The organism is Mucilaginibacter sp. P4_D1, assembly GCF_056401935.1.
The window spans coordinates 25,153-46,174 of sequence record NZ_JBFUIJ010000042.1; the positions used below are offsets into that span (position 1 = coordinate 25,153).

The following is a 21,022-nucleotide window of genomic DNA, read 5'->3' on the forward strand; positions in this document are numbered from 1 at the left end:
ATAATCATATCATTAAATATGAAAAAAATGGAAAATATTAAAAATTATTTAGTCCTGCTTTTTGTAGGCCTGATGGTTGCCGGCATAACATCGTGTAAAAGGAATGACGGGGACAGGGAGCCAATATCAACAGATAAATCAAAGCCAGGTATAATTACAAATGTGAAGGTTGATAACTACCCGGGAGGAGCCTATATTACTTATACGCTGCCAAACTCCGATAATATACTTTATGTACAGGCTAAATACCAGATAAGGAATGGCGTATCACGAGATACAAAATCAAGTTACTATACTGATACCGTGAATGTTGAAGGTTTTGCTAAAGAGGCTGATTATGATGTTACATTATATACAGTGAGCAGGGCAAATGTACAATCAGACCCGGTTAAGGTTACAGTGCACCCGCAAACGCCACCCTATATCTCCATTAAAGCTACAACAAGTATCGACGCCGATTTTGGCGGTGTTAACGTTAAAGCGCTAAACCCGCTGAAGAAGGAAATTGGTGTTATCGTCACTGCCTTTGATAAATCAACTAACGCCATGGAGATCCAGGATCAGCATTATACAAAATCCGATACCATTGATTACTCGGTACGTGGTTTTAATACTGATAACAGAGATTTTGGCGTTTATATAACCGACAAATTCGGCAATATATCAGATACCATTAAAAAACCTATTTCGCCATTGTTTGAGCAATTGCTGGACAAAAGCAAATTCAGCCCGTACAATTTAACTTCAGACACCGAAATAGGATATGGTTGGGTGCTCCCCAATTTATGGGATGGCAAAACGGATGGAAACAGCTCAGGCTGGCACACCAACCCGGGGCATAATCCTCCCTTTGTTTGTACATTTAATGTTGGTTTAAGCTACAAACTAAGCCGGTTTATTTTATGGGAACGGCCAGATCAATATGCTTATGGTCATGGTAATCCAAGAATTTTCTCTTTGTGGGGCTCCAACGTTTCCTCGCCAAAAGATTCGCAGTTGCCGGTATCAGCCGCAGTTGGTACTGTTATAGGCGATTGGACAAATCTTGGCAACTATCATTATCCGGATCCACCTTCTGGCTTACCGCCTACAGCCGTTAACTCGGCCGACAATGCTTTTGTAAAGGCTGGTGTAAACTTTAACATATCGTTGGCTGCGCCGCCGGTTCACTTTATCCGGCTTGCTGTTGCCCTAACATGGTCTGGCGGTAACTTTGCGCATGCAATGGAAATTTCGCTATACGGTAAACCAGAGTAGTTAATTTTTATAAAAATATAAACATGAAAAAACTGATATATATACTGCTTGCCTGTTTTGTAGCAGCAGCATGGTACGGTTGTAAGAAAGATGGCCTTGCAACCGATTATAAAAAATTCTACGATGGTCATGAACTAACATACACAGGTGCAGTAGCACAGGCAATTATACAGCCCGGTAACTTAGAGATAGGCCTGAAGTGGAAAGCAAGTTCTGACCCGAGCATTGTAAAGTATATTGTATACTACAACAACGGTGCCGATTCGCAGGTTGTTAATGTTACCACTAAGGTAGATACAATAAGAACCGTGATTAAAAACCTGCAAGAGTACACTTATTCGTTTACCATCTACTCTTATGATGCAAAAGGAAATAAATCCATTCCATATGAATTAAATAATGCTAAAGCTTACGGACCGGTGTACGCGTCTAACTTATTAAACCGAGGCTATGATGCAACCACTCCCTACGTTGTTAACGGCGATGGATCGGTGAAATTAAACTTTATTACTCCCGATACCATTAACATTAAAACTGTTATTAATTACACCAACGCGGCCGGTGTGGCATCGCAGCTTTCGCTTGCTCCAAATGTAAATTCAATAACGCTGCCCACTTACAAAGCAGGTACGCCCATTACGTACAAATCGTACTACATACCGGAGCGTACATCAATCGACACATTTGCCGTTGCGCAATTTGATACATTTCCTACAATCTATATTTATGTAAAATGCGATAAATCTAAATTTTCGGAAGTTCACCTGCCACAGGATGTTAGTACTTATTCTGGCGAAACTACGATCAGTAAACTGTGGGATAACAGCGACGGTCCGCAAGGCTATCCTAATATTTTCCACAGCGATGGCTCATATATTCCACATGTGCTTACGTTTGATATGGGTCAGTCATACAGCAATTTGGGGCAGATGGAAGAAGTTGGAAGGAACTGTTGTAACAACCCAGATCAGTTTGAAGTTTGGGGGATAAATAGTTTAACCGGAGCTACCACAACTTTAAGGGCCGATAACAGTGGCTGGAAAGCAGAAGCTATTGCCAAAGGATGGATATTACTTAAATCGGTTACCAGGACAGATGACGGGCAGGCGGCTTTGAAAGTCGATTTGTTAAGTAATCCTCCTCCTGTCAGGTATATACGCATAAGAGTGTTGCATACCGTAACAGGATCTGGTTATAGCAACATGAGCGAAATAACCTTTTGGAATAAACAATAATTGTTTGTTTAATATAATAAAAGAAGAACCTCCCGGCCACATCTGTTCGGGAGGTTCTTTTTTGACAAATTTTTACTGCTGGTAACAATACTGTTAATGTTCTAAAAACGCAATCATTTGCTAATATCGATGTTTTATATGGATATTTAGCTCATCCTACTTTAAACCAAACATGACCAAAAAGATAATTTATATTGCTGTAATAACCATTGGCAGTGTATTCTTAAAAGCTGCAAATGCACAAAACCAAACAGGCCATGGCGTAAGCCCGCTGGCAATATGGGACGACAAACCTGCGAAAAACTGGATGACAGAAGCCTATCCTATGGGAAATGGCCGCTTCGGCGGGATGGTTTTTGGTGGCCCCGCGCAAGAGCATATCCAGTTTAATGAGATTAGCCTATGGACAGGGGATGAAAACGAAACCGGTGCCTACCAGGCTTTTGGCGATATGGTCATCAATTTTAAAAATAAAGACACTGCACAGGCTATACCTGCCAATTATCGCAGGCAATTGGATATCAGCAAAGCGGTACAGCAGGTTACTTATACTGATAATGGCGTAGCGTTTAAACGCGAGTATTTTTGCAGTTTCCCGGATAAAGTGATGGTGTTGCATTATACTGCCGATAAAAAGGGGGCTTATTCGGCTATCATCAGCCTCAAAGATGCACATGGGGCAAAAACAACCGGCAGTGGCAATACATTGGAGTTTGAAGGTAAACTTGATAATGGTTTAGCCTATAGCGCGAGTATTGATATAAAGCTAATCGGTGGAACTGCTGTGGTTTTGGATGACGAAAAAGGCGGTTCGCAACTGAGTATCAGCAATGCGGATAGTTTTACAATCTTGCTCTCGGCTGCTACTAACTACAGCAACAAGCGCGAGCAACACTGGCGTGGCGAAGCACCAGGTGTAAGGGTGAAGCAAAGCCTGGATGCGGCATCGGCCAAAACTTACCAGCAATTATTGGACAATCATATAGCTGATTATTCGGCACTTTTCGGCCGGGTTGCAATAAACTTGGGTACAACACCACCATCGGATGCCGCCGAGCCAACCTATAAACGTTTGATTGGTTATAAAAAACAGGCCGACCCGCAACTGGAAGCGTTGCTTTATCAATACGGACGATATTTATTAATCAATTCTTCGCGCAAAGGTGGCTTGCCTGCAAATCTGCAGGGGCTTTGGAACGAGAGCAATAATCCGCCATGGCGAAGTGATTATCATTCTAATATCAACATCCAGATGAATTATTGGCTGGCCGAACCTACTAATCTTTCGGAATGTCATATACCGTATCTTGATTATATCAACAGTATGCGTGAGGTAAAAAAGGTAAGCACGCAAAAAGAATATCCTGGTGTACGCGGCTGGACAGTTAAAACCGAAAATGGTGTGTACGGTGGCGGCAGCTTTTTGTGGAACACGCCCGGCAGCGCATGGTATGCCCAGGGTATTTGGGAACATTATGCGTTTACTAAAGATAAAAGCTATTTGCAAACTTTTGCGTACCCGATACTGAAAGAGATTGTGGAGTTTTGGGATGATCATTTAAAACGCCGCCCGGATGGCACCCTGGTTTCGCCACTGGGCTGGTCGCCCGAGCATGGGCCAACCGAAGATGGGGTAACTTATGACCAGGAGATTGTATATGACCTATTTACAAATTATATATCGGCGGCGGATGTTTTAGGTGCAGATAAAACTTATCGCGATCATGTTGCCGATATGCGCGAGCATTTGTTGAAACCTAAAATTGGCAAGTGGGGGCAGCTACAGGAATGGGAAACTGATCGTGATGACCCGAAAGATACACACCGTCACTCATCAAATTTGTTTGGCCTGCACCCGGGAAAACGAATAAGCACTATAAAAACACCCCAACTGGCGCAGGCGGCCAAAGTAAGTTTATTGGCACGTGGCGATGTGTCAACCGGATGGTCAATGGCCTGGAAAATGAATTTTTGGGCACGCCTGCAGGATGGCGATCATGCTTACAAAATTCTGAATAATTTTATTACCCTGGCTGGGGGATCGGGTGTTGATTATAATAACGGCGGCGGCGTTTATTCCAATTTGCTATGCGCGCATCCGCCGTTCCAGATAGATGGAAATTTTGGCTATACAGCTGGCGTTACCGAAATGCTGCTCCAAAGCCAAACCGATGAAATTCAGCTTTTACCCGCATTACCAAAAGCATGGTTAAACGGCAGTGTGCAAGGCCTTAAAACCCGCGGCGATTTCGAGATAACAGATATGGTATGGAAAGGTGGTAAAATTACCCGGATTGTTGTTAAATCGTTAGCTGGCGGAGTGTGTAACCTACGGTCGCCAAATAAATTAATAGCCGAAGGGACAAAGATCCCCGGAACTATAGTAAACAACGACTTTAAATACCAGTTTAATTCAGTTGCCGGTAAAACCTATATTTTCAATGCGGGTAATTAATAGCAAGCGGTTCGGTTTTCGGTATTTTACTATTTTGTTAGCATTTGTAGCTATTCATATCGGCCTACCATCGTATGCAGTAGTCAAATATCCCGATATCAGTAGTCGTAAAGTATCGCCGGGTTGTACCATGTATTATATCGATGCTGAAAAAGGAAATGATGATAACTCAGGAGTTGATAAAAAACATCCCTGGAAAACTTTTAACCAGATTAACCGGCGAATCTTTTCGGCAGGAGACAAGATAGTGATTACAGGTCCTGCAGATTTCAGGGAATCGCTGTTCCTGGTAGCGCGTGGCAGCAATAAAAAACACGTTAAGGTGGTATTTGAAAAAGGTACCTATAATTTTTATCCGGAAGCAAGCTTTAAAAAGCAATTTTTTATATCAAACACCAATGACGATGCTTATACGCCCAAAGCTATTGCTATTTATATTGATAGTTCAAGTTATGTAGATATCGAGGCGTTGGGTGCCAAAATGCTGATGCGCGGCAAGATGATTGAAACCTGTATCGATTATAGCCATGATATCAAAATACATGGCGCTACATATGATTATTACCGGCCAACAGTATCAGAGTTGGAGGTGATGAAAATAGCTGATAATTTCGTCGATTTGAAGATTCATCCCGATTCAAAATATAGCATTAAAGATAGCCTGCTTACCTGGGAAGGGGAAGGCTGGAGGTATAATCCAATATCCTTGTGGCAGGTGCTCGACCCTGCAACAGGCCATCTGCAACGCGTCGATATTAATATGGATGGGTTGAGGTATGCGGCAACAGGCCTGAATAGCGTACGGGTTTATTTTAAAAGCAATCCCGGATTTAAAACCGGACTTATTTATCAAAACCGGGATATTACAAGGGATTGTACGGGGATTTTTTTGGTGCGAAGCAACAGCCTGTCACTAAAAAACATTCACATCAATTTTATGCATGGTATGGGGGTGGTAAGCCAGTTTTGCCGGAATATTGGCATCGATTCTGTTTTTGTGAAACCGGCTGCAAACTCCGGGCGTACCTGTGCCGCCTGGGCCGATATCTTGCATTTTTCGGGCTGCGGGGGTAAAATATCGGTTATTAATTCCTGGTTATCGGGGGCCAATGACGATGCTGTTAACGTACACGGCACCTATTTGCGCATAATCCAGCAACCTCAACCTAATCAGCTCCTTGTCCGGTTTATGCACAACCAAACTTTTGGTTTCGAAGCTTTTGTTAAGGGGGATAGTGTCGCTTTAGTACATTCAAATAGCCTTTTGCAGTATGGGGTAAGCATTGTATCAAAGGTTGTAAGGGTAAATGATAAAGATATATTATTAACCCTTAAAATGCCCCTGACCGATACTATAACGCCAAATGATGTAGTAGAAAATATTACCTGGACGCCCAGTGTATATATAGGTAATAATACCATCGAACGCATCCCCACAAGGGGCGTTTTGGTTACCACGCGTGGCAAGGTGGTAATTGAAAATAACGTTTTTCAACGTACCAACAATAGCGCCATAGCCGTAGCCGACGATGCGGCAAGTTGGTACGAATCGGGGATGGTTAAAAATTTGGTTATCAGGAACAATAAATTTAATTTATGCGGCGGGCCCGTCGTGTTGGTTTCGCCCGAAAATACCCAAAATAACACAACAAAAATCCACAACAATATTTTGGTGACGGGTAATGAATTTATTTTACTGTCAGGCGATGCGGTTTATGCAAAAAGCGCGGCTAATATCAGGGTAGTAAACAACAGCTTCAAAGTTAACGGTGCTCCTGTTACCGAAGCCGGCCTGGTAAAATTTCAGGATTGCACAAATACGTTTGTATTGCATAATAAAATTTATAACTGACAAAGAACTGTAGAAACATATAGGTGTTTTCTCCATGTCTGGATAACAAAATTGATACAAATGCCTTTAGGTTTAGTCATTTGTAGTTGTTTTTTATGGCGTGCCTATTGATAAAGCACTGTTGGAAGATTTTGGAGTAATACGTATATCTAACTCCATGATTTCAGTGGATTGTCCATCGTTTTAAAAGGTTTATCCATTTTTTAAAAAATAATTAGCTGATACATTTACCCTAACCAATAATAACAAGATCGGGTAGATGCTGCATTTTTTTAATACACGTACATTGCCGTAATACGGCCTATTTAAAAATACTTTATTCACTAAAATAGCAAGGCTCACAAACACCTTTGCCCGAAATTGAAATGTTAAAGCCAATGTCGAAATTTAAACACGCTGTTATCTTATTATTGTTACTAACTGCTTTTACTGGTGTCCATGCGCAAAGCAATGCCAGCTTATGGAAAGGCTTTCAGAAAATACAATTAAAAATAGCCGACCGTGATGCTTACTACGTTAAACCAGCGCACCCGCTGCCTGGCAATCCCTGGGTTTGGCGCACATCTTTCCCCGACTGGCATACCGAAATTGACAGTGTTTTGCTTGCAAAAGGGTTTTATATAGCCTTTATCAATGTAGATAACCAGTATGGTGCCCCATCAGCAATGAGTTCTTACGACGTGTTTTATACCTATTTAACCACGCAACTTGGCCTTGCACCAAAGGTGGCCCTCGAAGCGGTAAGCAGGGGAGGCCTTTATGCTTATGCCTGGGCCAAACGTAATCCCGATAAGGTAAACTGTATTTATGCAGAAACACCGGTTTGTGATATAAAAAGCTGGCCGGGCGGAAAGTTGAAGGGTCCTGGAGATGCCGCCGCTTGGAACGAGTTGAAACAGGTTTATCATTTTACCGAAGAACAGGCTATTGCCTATAACGATAACCCAATTGATAACCTGGAAGGCCTGGCATCATTCCGGGTACCCATTTTACATACAATAGGGCTCGACGATAAGCTTGCCCCGCCTGCCGAGAATAGTGATGTGCTGGCCAAACGCTATATTGCTTTAGGTGGTCCCATTAGCATCCATCCTGTTACGCAGGGGCCCATGGAGTTACAAGGACATCATTTTACGGTAGATCGCCCGGGTTATTATGCCGAATTTATTTACAATAACTCATATCCTGTACAAAAAATACTGGCGTATACAGATTATATCAAAACCGCGGGCGGCTTAAATAATTTTTACTACGCTGCTACAGTAAATAAAAAAGCTACCGTTTCCTTTTTAGGCGGATCGATCACTTTTAATCCCGGCTGGCGCGATAAGGTTTGCAAATATCTCCGGGAAACTTATCCCGAAACGGATTTTCATTTTATAGCTGCCGGCATACCATCATTAGGCAGTTTACCGCACGCATTCAGGTTGCAAAGGGATATTCTTGACTCAGGTAAAACCGACTTGCTGTTTGTAGAAGCCGCAGTGAACGACAGGGGCACCGATAGTACTACGCAGGTTCGGGCTTTAGAAGGCATTGTAAGGCATGCAAAAATGAACAACCCGATGATGAATGTTATTATGATGGCTTTTGTTGATCCTCAAAAAATAGAAAACTACGCCAAAGGCAAAATATCGCCCGAACTGCTGAACCATCAGTTAGTAGCCACCCACTACAATTTACCCTATGTAAACCTTGCACTGGAGGTTAACGATAAAATAAAAAACAAGGAGCTAACGTGGGCCGATGATTTTAAAGATATCCACCCCTGGTACCATGGGCAGGAGCTTTACTTTGAAACAATTAAAGCATTGTTGCAGGCCAGCGTTGCTGCAAATTACAAGCAACCTGTTAAAGCTGTTTTACTTAAACCTATTGATAACGCCAGCTATAATAATGGCAGCTATTATAGCATAACTAACGCCAGGCTGGACAGAGGCTGGGCTATAGATGCTAAATGGAACCCAGGGGATGGCTTGTCAACCCGTCCGGGGTTTGTTGATGTGCCCATGCTACAGGCTACAGAACCGGGTAGCGAATTAACCCTGCCATTTAAAGGCACAGCTGTTGGTATTGCAGTAGTGGCCGGGCCCGACGCGGGCATTATATCCTACTCAATTGATGGTGGTGCTTATAAAGACTTGGACTTGTTGACTGAGTTTTATAGCTGGATTCACCTGGGCGTTTACCACATGCTGGGCGACAACCTGAATGGTGGCAGCCACACTTTAAAAATTAAAATAAGCGACAAAAAGAACAATTTGAGTAAAGGCCATGCATGCCGCATTGTTAACTTTTTTGTAAATAAATAAATGAGTGAGTGGTTGATTAGGTTGAATAAGTGAGTAGTTGACCAGATTGAACGAGTGAATAATTATAAAAAGCTGTTCAATGAAATTTCATTAGCCAAACCAACTGAATCTAACTAAAAGAAACCTGATTAATTAAACTATACTATGAAAAGAAAAGCAGGACTATTGGGAGTCCTTTTATTAAGTACCTGTTTAGCTATTGCACAGCAGGCAGCAAGTCCAATTCCGGTTAAAACTCCGAAAGCGGTTATGGATCAATTTATGGCTAAGCGTTTTGGCATGTTTATTCATTTTGGCCCGGTAACCCAACGCGGTACCGAAATTGGCTGGAGCCGTAACGACCAGGTGTCCGAAGAGGATTACGATAATTTGTATCATGAGTTTAACCCTAAATTATTTAATGCTGATGAATGGGTGAAAGCTGCAAAAGATGCCGGTATGAAATACCTGGTTATTACAGCCAAGCATCACGATGGGTTCCTGTTATGGCCAAGTGCCTTCTCGGATTATAATATCTCAAAATCGCCATTTAAAAGAGATATTGTTGGCGAACTGGAAAAAGCCTGTAAAAAACAAGGCCTCACTTTTTGTATTTATTGCACCGTTTTAGACTGGCACGATAAGGACTACCCTATAGATAACCCGCACCATCCCGAAATAAATGCCCGCAAAGGCGATATGACTGCCTTTAAAACCCGTATGAAAAACGAGCTTAAAGAAGTGATAACCAAATATCACCCCTTTATGCTTTGGTTTGATGGCTATTGGGAAACACCGTGGACAACTGCCGATGGCCAGGAAATTTACAACTATATCAAAAGCGTTGATGTTAACGTAATTACCAATAATCGCCTGGGCAAAATAAGCGAAAAATTGGGCGGTGATGCGGTTGGCGATTTTTTAACACCGGAACAAACCATAGGCAAACTTAATATGGATGAGCCGTGGGAAAGTTGCATTACCATTTGCAACCAATGGGCCTGGAAACCAAACGATGGGATGAAATCATTAAAGCAATGCATCCAAACTTTGGTAACATCGGCATCGGGTAATGGTAACTTGCTATTTAACGTTGGCCCGGCGATGGATGGCCACATGGAAGCCCGGCAAGTAGCCCGCTTAAAAGAAATGGGAGCCTGGTTACGGCAAAATGGTGAAGCAATTTATGGCACAAAGGGCGGCCCCTACGTACCAACTGCCGAATATGGTGCAACGCGCATGGGCAATAAGATTTACATCAACGTTTTTCAAAAAAAGGACAGCACATTGAATATTCCATTGCTGCCCAATGCTAAAATCCTAAAATCGTATTTTTTGAATGGCAGCGCGGTAGCAATCCGATCGGATAGTAAAGGCTATAAGATAGAGTTGCCGGCCACTTTACCTGATGAAAACTGTTCGGTAATTGTGCTGGAGCTTGATGTGAACGCCATGGATATCTCTGTAATAAAATCATAATCTGTACTGATGAATTTTAAAAAAAACATACCCGTTGCAGCAGCTCTTTTGTTACTGTCGACGGTTTCAATCGCCCAAAAAAAGGAGCTTACTTTACATTATGATAAGCCCGCATCGCGCTGGGAAGAAACACTTGCTTTGGGTAACGGCCGTTTAGGCATGATGCCTGATGGGGGAGTGAGCGACGAAAAAATTGTACTTAATGACATTACGCTTTGGTCGGGATCGGTACAGGATGCCAATAATTATGAAGCCTATAAAAAACTGCCCGAAATAAAGGCATTGTTGCTGGCTGGTAAAAACGTGGAGGCACAGGCCCTCATTGATAAAGATTTTGTGTGCAAAGGCCCCGGATCTGGGGGCAAACAATGGGGCTGTTTTCAAACCCTGGGCGATTTAAACCTGAAGTTTGACTACAATGGCGCCGACGCTTCAAAATTTACCAACTATCAGCGGGAATTATCGCTGGATAATGCTTTAGCGAAAAGTATCTATACTATTAACGGCGTTACCTATAAACGGGAGTATTTTACCAGTTTTGGCAATGATGTTGATGTTATCAAACTTATTGCCGATAAGCCCGGTCAACTGAATTTTAGTATTGGCATTAGCCGCCCCGAGCGCTCGAAAACCACCACAGTTGGTAATACCCTGCAAATGGAAGGTCGGTTAGATAACGGTACCGATGGTAACGGCATGCAATATATAGCCAATGTTAAAGCCAGGCTAACCGGTGGTACGATAACTGCTATTAACAACAGCCTGGTTATAAAAAACGCCACCGAAGTTATTATCTACGTTTCGGCAACTACCGACTTTAAGAGTCCCGGTTTTAAGGCCAAAATGGCTAAGAATTTAGCTGATGCTATGCTAAAGCCGTACGTTTTAGAAAAGCAGGAGCATACCAGGAAATTTCAGAAACTGTTTAACCGGGTAAGCATCAAATTAGGTGAAGATAACTCGACAGAGACTACCGATCAGCGGCTCATCAGCTTTCATAAAGCGCCCGCCGATGATAAAGGCTTGCCGGTATTGTTTTATCAGTTTGGTCGCTATTTAAGTATTTGCAGCACAAGGGTAGGCTTGTTGCCACCCAACCTGCAAGGGCTTTGGGCCAACGAAGTACATACCCCATGGAACGGCGATTACCACCTGGACGTAAACGTTCAAATGAATCACTTCCCCGTTGAGGTTTCTAACTTGTCTGAGCTAAACCTGCCATTGGTTGAACTGGTGCGCGGTCTGGTAAAAAATGGTGAGCGTACAGCCAAAGCCTATTACAATGCCGATGGCTGGGTTGCCCACGTAATCACCAATGTTTGGGGATGGACTGAGCCCGGCGAAAGTGCTTCATGGGGAGTAACCAAAGCTGGTTCGGGTTGGTTATGCAGCAATATCTGGGATCATTATGCTTTTACAAATGACAAAAACTACCTGAAAAGCATCTATCCCATTTTGAAAGGATCGGCACAGTTTTACAACAGCATATTGGTAAAAGACCCTAAAAGTGGTTATATGGTAACCGCGCCGTCGTCATCGCCCGAAAATAGCTTTATGATGCCCGATGGCAGCGGCAACCACGCCAGTATTTGCATTGGTGCCACTATCGATAACCAGATAATTCGCGAGTTGTTTGCCAATGTAATTACCGCTTCTGAAACTTTAGGTATTGATGCCGCTTTCCGTGCCCAATTGAAAAAACGGTTAACAGAAATTCCGCCCGCAGGTATTATCAGTAAAGACGGCCGCATACAGGAATGGCTTGAAGATTATAAGGAAACCGAGCCACAGCACAGGCATATTTCGCATCTGTATGGCATCTATCCCGCATCCGAAATTACAGCAGATGGCACGCCCGACCTGGCAGCCGCAGCTAAGAAAACCCTGGATGTACGTGGTGACGATGGGCCAAGCTGGTCTATTGCCTACAAACTCTTATTCTGGGCAAGGCTGCACGATGGTAACCGGGCCTACAAACTATTTACCGAGATCATGAAACCGACTACAAGCACAGGCATTAACTATGGTGCCGGGGGTGGTATTTATCCAAACCTGTTATCGGCCGGCCCGCCGTTTCAAATTGATGGAAACTTTGGCACCACTGCAGGTATTGCCGAAATGCTGATCCAGAGCCATGAAGGCTACATCAACCTGATACCGGCTATTCCTGATAGCTGGAAAGCATCCGGCGATGTGAAAGGATTACGCGCCCGGGGTAATTTCACCGTCGATTTTAAATGGAAAGACGGTAAAGTTATTAGCTACCGCGTTACTTCAACCACACCGCGTAAAGTGAAAATAAAAGTTAACGGGGTAATAAAAGAGGTGATGGCGCAAAAGGTGTAATTAAATCAATGTGCTAAACTACCGTCATTGCGAGGTACGAAGCAATGACCTTTATTATTAAAAATACTAGTCAATGAAAATAAGCTTCAAAATAATTTTTACCTTTTCGTTAGTCATACAAACCCTGTTCAGTATTGCATCCGCCAAGCAAACAACTATGGTAACAATTCCATACGGTAAAGGCAACAGCATTGTTTATGATCTTAAAACCGGTATCTATAATGTTTATCATGGCAAAACAACCTTGTTTTCTAATGTAACATCCACTTTCAAAATAAAAGATGCAGCCGTAGCTACAACTGATAATTTATATCGTAAGTATGCCTCAACACCCATAAATGATGGTTTTGGCAAAGGCGAAAAATACGTAGTAACATTTACCGGCAGCGGCCTGCCAAAAATTGAACAGGTATTTTACGTTTATCCGGGCCGGGAATTTTTTCTGACCCAGGTTGTATTAACAGGAAAAAAACTCTCGAGTAATTCCATAATTCCGTTTTCGGGTAACATTGCCGCTGTTACGGGTGACGCCCGCAGCGTTTTTGTACCCTTTGATAACGATACGTTTATCCGGTACAATGCTAAAGAGTTTAAAGCACCGTTCAGCAATACCAGTGCTGAAGTTGGTACGGTATATGAAAACACCAGCCGCAACGGTTATATAGCCGGATCTGTTGAGCACGAGGTTTGGAAAACCGGGGTGCGTAGCAGTGCTACACCAACAGATGGTAACCGAATGGTTGTTTGGAGTGGCTACACGGAAGAAAGTGTAACCCGTGATAATATTGAGCATGGCGATGTTAAAGGCGATATAGTGCAGTCGCCAAAGATATTTATTGGTTACTATAACGACTGGCGTAACGGGATGGAAGAATACGCCAAAGCTAACCGCATTGCCGAACCTCCGATTGTTTTTAACTGGACAAAACCTACACCCGTTGGATGGAATAGCTGGGGTGTAATGCAGGAAAAGCTCAACTACGATAAAGCTACCAAAGTTGCCGATTTTTTTGCCGACAGCTTATCAGCCTTCCGGATAGGTAACACCGCTTTTATCGATCTGGATTCCTATTGGGATTTTATGTTAAAGGGCGGCTTAGAGGGCGATTACAGCAAGCTGAAGGAGTTTGCCAATTATTGTAAAAGCAAAGGCCTGCAACCAGGAGTATACTGGGCGCCCTTTACCGATTGGGGCTGGAAAGATGGTCCCGACAGAAAAGTTGCCGGCACCAATTATACCTATGGCGAAACCTGGACAAAAGTTGGCAAAGGCTACCACGATATTGATGGCGCAAGAGCTGTTGACCCTACACATCCCGCAACGCTGAAACATATTGATTTGGTGATTGGCAAGCTGAAAGAATGCGGCTTTAAAATGATTAAAATAGATTTCCTGGGCCACGCTACGGCCGAGTCTACCCATTTTTATGATCCTGCTATAACTACAGGAATGCAGGCCTACCGTAAAGGGATGGAATACCTGGTGAGCAAACTGGGCGATCAGATGCTTATTTACGCTGCCATATCGCCAAGTTTGGCCTCGGGCCGCTACGTGCATACACGCCGTATTGCCTGCGATGCTTTTAAAAGTATCGATAATACCCAGTACACTTTAAATAGCGTAAGCTACGGTTGGTGGCAAACCTATTTGTACAATTTTGTTGATGCCGACCACGTGGTGTTAAACAACGAAAGTGAGGGAGCCAACCGCGCCAGGGTGCTTTCGGCTGTGGTTACGGGTACATTCATTACCGGCGACGATTTTTCGGTACACGGGCAGTGGAGTGCAAGGGCTATACAGTGGTATCAAAACCCGGAAATATTAGCAKTGATAAAACATGGTAAATCTTTTAAACCTGTTGAAGGTAACACCGGCCAAAACGCGTCTGAGCTATTTGTTCAAAAAATTGGAAGCGCGTATTATGTGGCTGTATTTAATTACTCGGATAAGCCTAAGGAGTTTGCGTTGGATTTTAAAAGATTGGGCCTTCCTCCGCAAAAATATAAAGTTACCGAAATATTAAAAGGTACTGATATAGATTTGAATGTAAAGCTTCCTGCTGCCGATGCCGCATTATATAAATTTGAGTTCAAGAACCAATAGTCAATAAATTTAACCTTATTTGTACCTGATAAATAACCTATAAAAAATTGAAAAAGAAGTTAATAAACAAAGTACTGCCATTTGGCGTGGCGCTTGTAAGTTCGGTTGCGATGGCTATGGGAAGCCACGCTCAAACTGTTACTATTCCGGTGGAAACACAAAATAATGCCCTGGTGCTGCAAACCGATGGCGATAAAACGCTTAAAATGGTTTATTTCGGCAGCAAGTTGGGTAATGCCAAAGAGTACGAACAAATTGGTAAAATGTACCGCCAGGCCGATGATTCAGGTGTGTTAACTGAAGCATACATGGCTTCGGGCTCACAAAGCCTGGCCGAGCCGGCAATAACTGTTACACACACCGATGGTAATAAATCCCTCAACCTGGTTTATGTAAGCCACACCGTTACAAAAGTTGACGAGGATGTGAGCCTGCTGACTGTTAACCTGAAAGACCCTGTTTACCCGTTTGAAGTAACACTATATTATAAAACCTATTTTAAAGAGGACGTTACCGAACAATGGTCGGTAATAAAACATAACGAAAAGGGTGAAGTAACCTTGAACAAATATGCATCGGCCAACCTTAATTTAAAAGGTAACGGCTTTTGGCTAAAACAGTATCACGGTAACTGGGCATTAGAGATGCAGCCAGAAGAAGCCAAATTAACCCACGGCATTAAAACTATTGACAGCAAACTGGGCACCCGCGCTAATTTGTATGAGCCATCTATGTTCATGGTATCTATGGATAAACCGGCTACCGACGATGAAGGCAAAGTAATGCTTGGTGCGCTGGAATGGTCGGGTAATTTTAAAATAGACCTGGAGCTGGATGTATCCAATAATTTAAGGGTTATTGCCGGTATTAACAATGCCGCGGCCGAATATCATCTTAAACCTGCCCAGGAATTTACTACACCGGCGTTTGTATATACCTATTCAGATCATGGTAAAGGCGATGCCAGCCGCAAATTGCAACGTTGGGCTCGCAAATATAAAATTGTTGACGGGCAAGGAGATAGACTAACTCTATTGAACAACTGGGAATCGACCTATTTTGATTTTAACGAAAGCAAACTGTTTGGTTTATTAAAAGATACCAAAAAATTAGGCGTCGATTTGTTTTTACTGGATGATGGCTGGTTTGGCAATAAATTTCCACGTAACGGCGACCATGCAGGGTTGGGCGATTGGCAGGAGAATAAGCTAAAATTGCCTAACGGTATCGGATCGTTGGTAAAAGAGGCAACTGCCGATGGCGTAAAATTTGGCATCTGGATAGAGCCCGAAATGGTTAACCCGAAAAGTGAACTTTACAGCAAACATCCGGATTGGGTGATAAAACAACCAAACCGCCCCGAAAAATATTTCCGCAACCAGTTGGTGCTCGATCTTGCAAATCCTAAAGTTCAGGATTTTGTATTTGGCATAGTGAATGATCTGTTTACCAAAAATCCAACCCTGGCCTATATTAAATGGGATTGCAACGCGGTGATCTATAATGCATACTCGGCTTATCTGAAAAAAGACCAATCGCATCTGTATACCGACTATGTTTTCGGTTTGTACAAAGTATTGGAACGTGTTAGAGCAAAATATCCCAAAGTACCTTTGATGCTATGTTCGGGCGGCGGTGGCCGTGTTGATTATGGTGCGCTCAAATACTTTACCGAGTTTTGGCCAAGTGATAACACCGAACCGCTGGAAAGGGTGTTTATCCAATGGGAGTATTCCTACTTTTACCCGTCTATGACCAGTTCAAACCACGTTACCGATTGGGGTAAACAGCCTTTAAAATTCCGCACGGATGTGGCGATGATGGGTAAACTTGGGTTTGATATTGTAGTAAGTAAATTAAGCGAGCAAGACCTTGCCTATGTGCATGACGCGCTTAAAAATTACGAATACCTGAAAGATGCCATTTGGCACGGCGATCAATATCGCCTGCAATCGCCATGGGATAACGATGCCGCATCTATTATGTATGTTAATGATAGCAAGTCAAAAGCGGTAGTATTTAATTATTTGGTTAATAATCGTTACAACGCCGGAACAAAAGTGCCTATTCGTTTGAAAGGTCTCGATCCGCAAAAAAAATACCTGGTTAAAGAAATTAACCTTTATGCAGGCTCCAACTCATCCATCGAAAATAACCTGGTTTTAACAGGCGATTTTTTAATGACCGTAGGCATCAACCCCGATGTTAACAACGGCAGAACAAGTGTTGTTTTGCAGCTTGAAGAAAGCAGGTAACAAGGATGTTATGTAACAAGGCTGCAACAGTTTAAAATAAACCGTTGCAGCCTTGTATTTTTAGCCAAGTTAATTCCTGTCAGTTTTACAAGTTTAAATCGATAGCCTTAAGTTATAAATCGTTTTGCAACGAATAACTTTCTCGCTTAAGACTTTTTAACTCCGGGCTTAACCCAGCTACATCTGCCTTACCATGAAAAAAACTTTACTCTGTTTATTTATATTGACGTTTGCTGCCATTGGCTATGCCCAAAACCGCCGGGGAGGTGGTAACGGTAATGGGAACAATGGCGCCGGTAACTTCGGAAGGCAACGCGGTACGAAAGATCAAAAAGGTCCTTTGCCTTTTAGGGAAGTTTATGGGATAGTTAAGGATACTGCTGATAAAAAATTGGAAGGGGCAACTATTAAGCTGGTATCGGCTACAGATAGTATGGTTACCAGCACCGGCCCAACAGGTAAGTTCAAGTTTGGGAAGGTTAAATCGGCTACGTTTGTCATCACCGTTACCAGCGTAGGATTTCAAACGATAGTAAGGAAGATGCTGAACAACGACGAATCGCGCAGCCTGGAGCTGGATGCCTTTGTTTTGAAACCACAGCAACATATGTTGGGCGAGGTAGTGATAAACGGTGAGCCAAGTGTTACTTACAAAACTGATACTGTTGAGTATCGCGCCAGTGATTATAWAGTTCGCCCGAATGCTACTGTTGACGAGCTGATTAAGAAAATGGAGGGTGTAGAAGTTGCCAAAGACGGAACGGTTACTCACCAGGGGCAGGCAGTAGTAAAAGCCAGGCTGAATGGTAAAGATTATATAGGTGGCGATGTAGCGCAAGCGATTAAAAATTTGCCTGCAGACATTGTAGATAAAATCCAGATTGTTGATGATTATGGCGATCAGGCGGCCCGGACAGGGATTAAAGATGGCGACCCACAAAAAGTGTTGAATATTACTACAAGGGCCGATAAATCGGTAGGCAATGTTGGTCGGTTAAGCGCGGGTGTAGGTAGTGACGATCGTTATGATAACCGTTTGTTTTTTCAGCGGATAAACGGCAACGAACAGATAGGGTTGATAGGCAGTTTTGTAAACACCGTAAATGGCGTTTCGGGCGGAACCGGCGGCGGCAGCGGCGGTACTACCAAAACAGGCGGCCCTAATATCAGCTACCGCAGCTATCTAACCAAAAAGATTCAGATAAATACCAGCTATAATTATAATTTCAGGGATGTTAATTCTATTAACCATAGCGATGGCCAACAGTTTAGCACATTGGGTACCACTAATTTTATCAGGAACTCCAACTCGCAAAATAATAACAAAACTCATAATGTGAACCTGGAACTGGAGTATAATATTGATAGTGCTAACTACCTAAAAGTGACACCCAGTTTCAGTTACTCGGGTGTAAATTCAACAAACACATCTCAAAGTTTTAAAACCGGCCTTATTCACCAAGATATTTTAGGTTTAACCGGTAGCAATAATACTGTACCCAGTTGGGGTGCCATTGTGTTTTATCAGCATTTATTTAAAAAGCCAAAGCGCAACCTGTCGTTTCAGGTAAGTTACAAMCGCTCAGATAATGAAACTGTTAACGAACAGGATAATAATATTATTTACTACCAGGATTCTACCAATCATGTTTTAAAAGATTCACTGGTTAACCGCCACATTAGCCGGAGTAACCTGAGTAAAAACTTCAGGACGAGTTTTACCTATGTTGAGCCCCTAACCGATGTGTCGCAACTGGAGTTTAATGCGCAGGTAAATTCGCGCAGTTATGATAACCAGGCCTATACCTATAACATAGATTCGCTGGGCAGGCGCAATCTGGTTGATTCATTGAGCAATGTTTTTAAATATTCGTTTACCGAGACGCGACTGGCATTTAACTACCGCATCAATCAAAAAAAATACAATATTTCGTTAGGCGTTACCGGTGTGCCAACAGTTTTAGACGGTACAAAAATAACCGGAGGGGCAGTAAGTACGCATCGCACTAATTTTAACTTAATCCCGATAGCACGTTTTCAGTATGTATGGTCAAAGCAGGAGCGTTTTTCGGTGAACTACTCGGGCAGCCCACAGGAGCCATCATTTAACCAGATTCAGCCTGTGCGCGATGAGTCTAATCCGCAAAACCCGGTTGTGGGTAACCCCGATTTGAAGCCATCATTCAGGAACTCTATTAACCTGCAATACAATAATTACATAATTGATTCAAAGTTTAATGTATCGGCCAATGCTAACGTGAGCTTTATTAAAAACCAGATTGTTACCAATACGGTGCAGATAGCTGATACCCTTGGTGCTTTAAAAAACGAAACACATTATATAAACTTAAATGGCAGTTACACTATTGGGGGTAACTATAATATCTCAAAACAACTGGCCGATCGTAAGTATAACTTATCGCTCAATGGTACAATTAATTACGGGCATGGCATATCCATGAGTAATAACGTGCAAAACTTTACCACTACCTGGCATTTTAATGAGCGCTTAGGCCCCCAAATAAACCCAAGTGAATCGGTAGAAATTAACCCATATGTTTCCTACGATGTGGCAAAATCATATTTTACATTGCCGCATTCGGTAAATACCAATATCAGCACAACGTCTTTAGCCATTGACGGCAAATTTTATTTCCTTACCGGGCGCACGGCTACTTTTGGGTACAGCGCCAACAAAAATTTTGTGAAAGGGATTTCGCAAAATCTTACGCGTAATCCATTGGTAATTAACGCTTACATTGAACAGCAGTTTTTTAAGCGCCGTAACCTTACGCTTACGTTCCAGGTGTTTGATATTTTAAAACAAAACAATTTTATCAACCAGGTAACAACAGAAAACTCGGTAACCAATACCCTCAGCAACGCCCAAAGCCGTTATTTCATGTTTAGTGCCAAGCTAAACCTCCAAAAATGGACAGGCTCGCCAATGCGCCACGGGCAACGCATGAAGAGAAGAGGAGATGGGAGCTTTATTGAGTAGGAGAGCAGCAGCCTCAACTAAATCCTCTCCAAAGGAGAGGACTTTAAAAGAAGGTTTAAAACCAAGAAGGGAGAGGGCAGGGTGAGGCCCCTTATATCTTTATCAACTCCTGCTTCAGCGCAGCAATTACCAGCCCTGTACGTGATTTGGTTTCAAACTTTTGGAACAACGCTTCGCGGTAATTGTCGATAGTGTGCGGGCTCAGGTTCATCATGTCTGCTATTTGCTTGTAGGTGAGGTCACTGCAGCAAAGCTCAAGGAATTTTAATTCGTTAACATTTACTTCAACCTGTTGGGTTTTTACAGGCTGATTGTTTTGAATATTGCGTAATAGTTTGCCACTCACCAATTCATTAATATAAAATGATTGTTTAGCAATACCGGTGATAGCATCAATTAAATCGGATGCCCGGGATTGTTTGAGCATATAACCGCCGGCACCACTTTTAAGCATGCCTATAATTGGCTTATCTTCTTCAAACATACTTAATGCCAGTACTTTTATTTCAGGATGGTTTTCTTTAATCCATTTAGTGCTTTCATAGCCATCCATCAGCGGCATGGTAATATCCATCAGGATCACTTCCGGCAAAGGGTTACGGGATAGCTTCTGGATCATGTCCTGGCCGTTCTCAGCATCAAAAATTACATTTATTTTGCCCGAATCGCTAAGCAGGCTTACCAGCCCCTGGCGAAAAAGGGTATGATCGTCAACAATGACTATATCTATTTTATCAGCGTTCATTA

At 42.7% G+C, this 21,022-nt stretch carries 11 protein-coding genes; 10 read left to right on the top strand and 1 reads right to left on the bottom strand.

From position 1 onward, the window contains the following. The first annotated feature begins 27 nt into the window (after positions 1–27). The 10 genes from AC1DV1_RS25170 to AC1DV1_RS25215 all read left to right on the top strand — a co-directional run bounded on the left by AC1DV1_RS25170 (position 28) and on the right by AC1DV1_RS25215 (position 20,275). On the top strand, positions 28–1,257 hold the full coding sequence (locus AC1DV1_RS25170) for a DUF4959 domain-containing protein (RefSeq protein ID WP_477365319.1): 1,230 nt from the start codon (positions 28–30) through the stop codon (positions 1,255–1,257). A gap of 23 nt (positions 1,258–1,280) precedes the next feature. Next, positions 1,281–2,492, top strand: coding sequence for a DUF4998 domain-containing protein (locus AC1DV1_RS25175; RefSeq protein WP_477365322.1), 1,212 nt, complete (start codon positions 1,281–1,283; stop codon positions 2,490–2,492). 172 nt (positions 2,493–2,664) lie between these two features. Next, complete coding sequence (locus AC1DV1_RS25180) at positions 2,665–4,947, top strand: glycoside hydrolase family 95 protein (RefSeq protein WP_477365325.1); 2,283 nt, start codon at positions 2,665–2,667, stop codon at positions 4,945–4,947. 34 nt (positions 4,948–4,981) lie between these two features. Continuing rightward, on the top strand, positions 4,982–6,799 hold the full coding sequence (locus AC1DV1_RS25185; RefSeq protein ID WP_477365328.1) for a right-handed parallel beta-helix repeat-containing protein: 1,818 nt from the start codon (positions 4,982–4,984) through the stop codon (positions 6,797–6,799). Positions 6,800–7,176: 377 nt separating this feature from the next. Continuing rightward, positions 7,177–9,111: an SGNH/GDSL hydrolase family protein gene (locus AC1DV1_RS25190; RefSeq protein ID WP_477365331.1), complete on the top strand. Its 1,935-nt coding sequence runs from the start codon at positions 7,177–7,179 to the stop codon at positions 9,109–9,111. A 144-nt stretch (positions 9,112–9,255) separates the two neighbouring features. After that, the gene (locus tag AC1DV1_RS25195) at positions 9,256–10,569 is read left to right on the top strand and encodes an alpha-L-fucosidase (protein ID WP_477365334.1); all 1,314 of its coding nucleotides are present in this window, start codon (positions 9,256–9,258) and stop codon (positions 10,567–10,569) included. A 9-nt stretch (positions 10,570–10,578) separates the two neighbouring features. Beyond that, entirely contained in the window at positions 10,579–12,915 is a 2,337-nt protein-coding gene (locus AC1DV1_RS25200; protein WP_477365337.1) for a glycoside hydrolase family 95 protein, read from the top strand. 73 nt (positions 12,916–12,988) lie between these two features. After that, positions 12,989–15,019, top strand: coding sequence for an alpha-galactosidase (locus AC1DV1_RS25205; protein WP_477365340.1), 2,031 nt, complete (start codon positions 12,989–12,991; stop codon positions 15,017–15,019). A gap of 47 nt (positions 15,020–15,066) precedes the next feature. After that, a complete protein-coding gene (locus AC1DV1_RS25210) occupies positions 15,067–17,274 on the top strand; it encodes an alpha-galactosidase (RefSeq protein ID WP_477365343.1) in 2,208 nt (735 codons plus the stop codon). A gap of 193 nt (positions 17,275–17,467) precedes the next feature. Further along, entirely contained in the window at positions 17,468–20,275 is a 2,808-nt protein-coding gene (locus AC1DV1_RS25215; RefSeq protein ID WP_477365346.1) for an outer membrane beta-barrel family protein, read from the top strand. 91 nt (positions 20,276–20,366) lie between these two features. Here the strand turns inward: AC1DV1_RS25215 and AC1DV1_RS25220 are convergent, their stop codons facing one another. After that, positions 20,367–21,020, bottom strand: a complete 654-nt coding sequence (locus AC1DV1_RS25220) for a response regulator (RefSeq protein WP_477365349.1) — start codon at positions 21,018–21,020, stop codon at positions 20,367–20,369. Between the last annotated feature and the right edge of the window lie 2 nt (positions 21,021–21,022).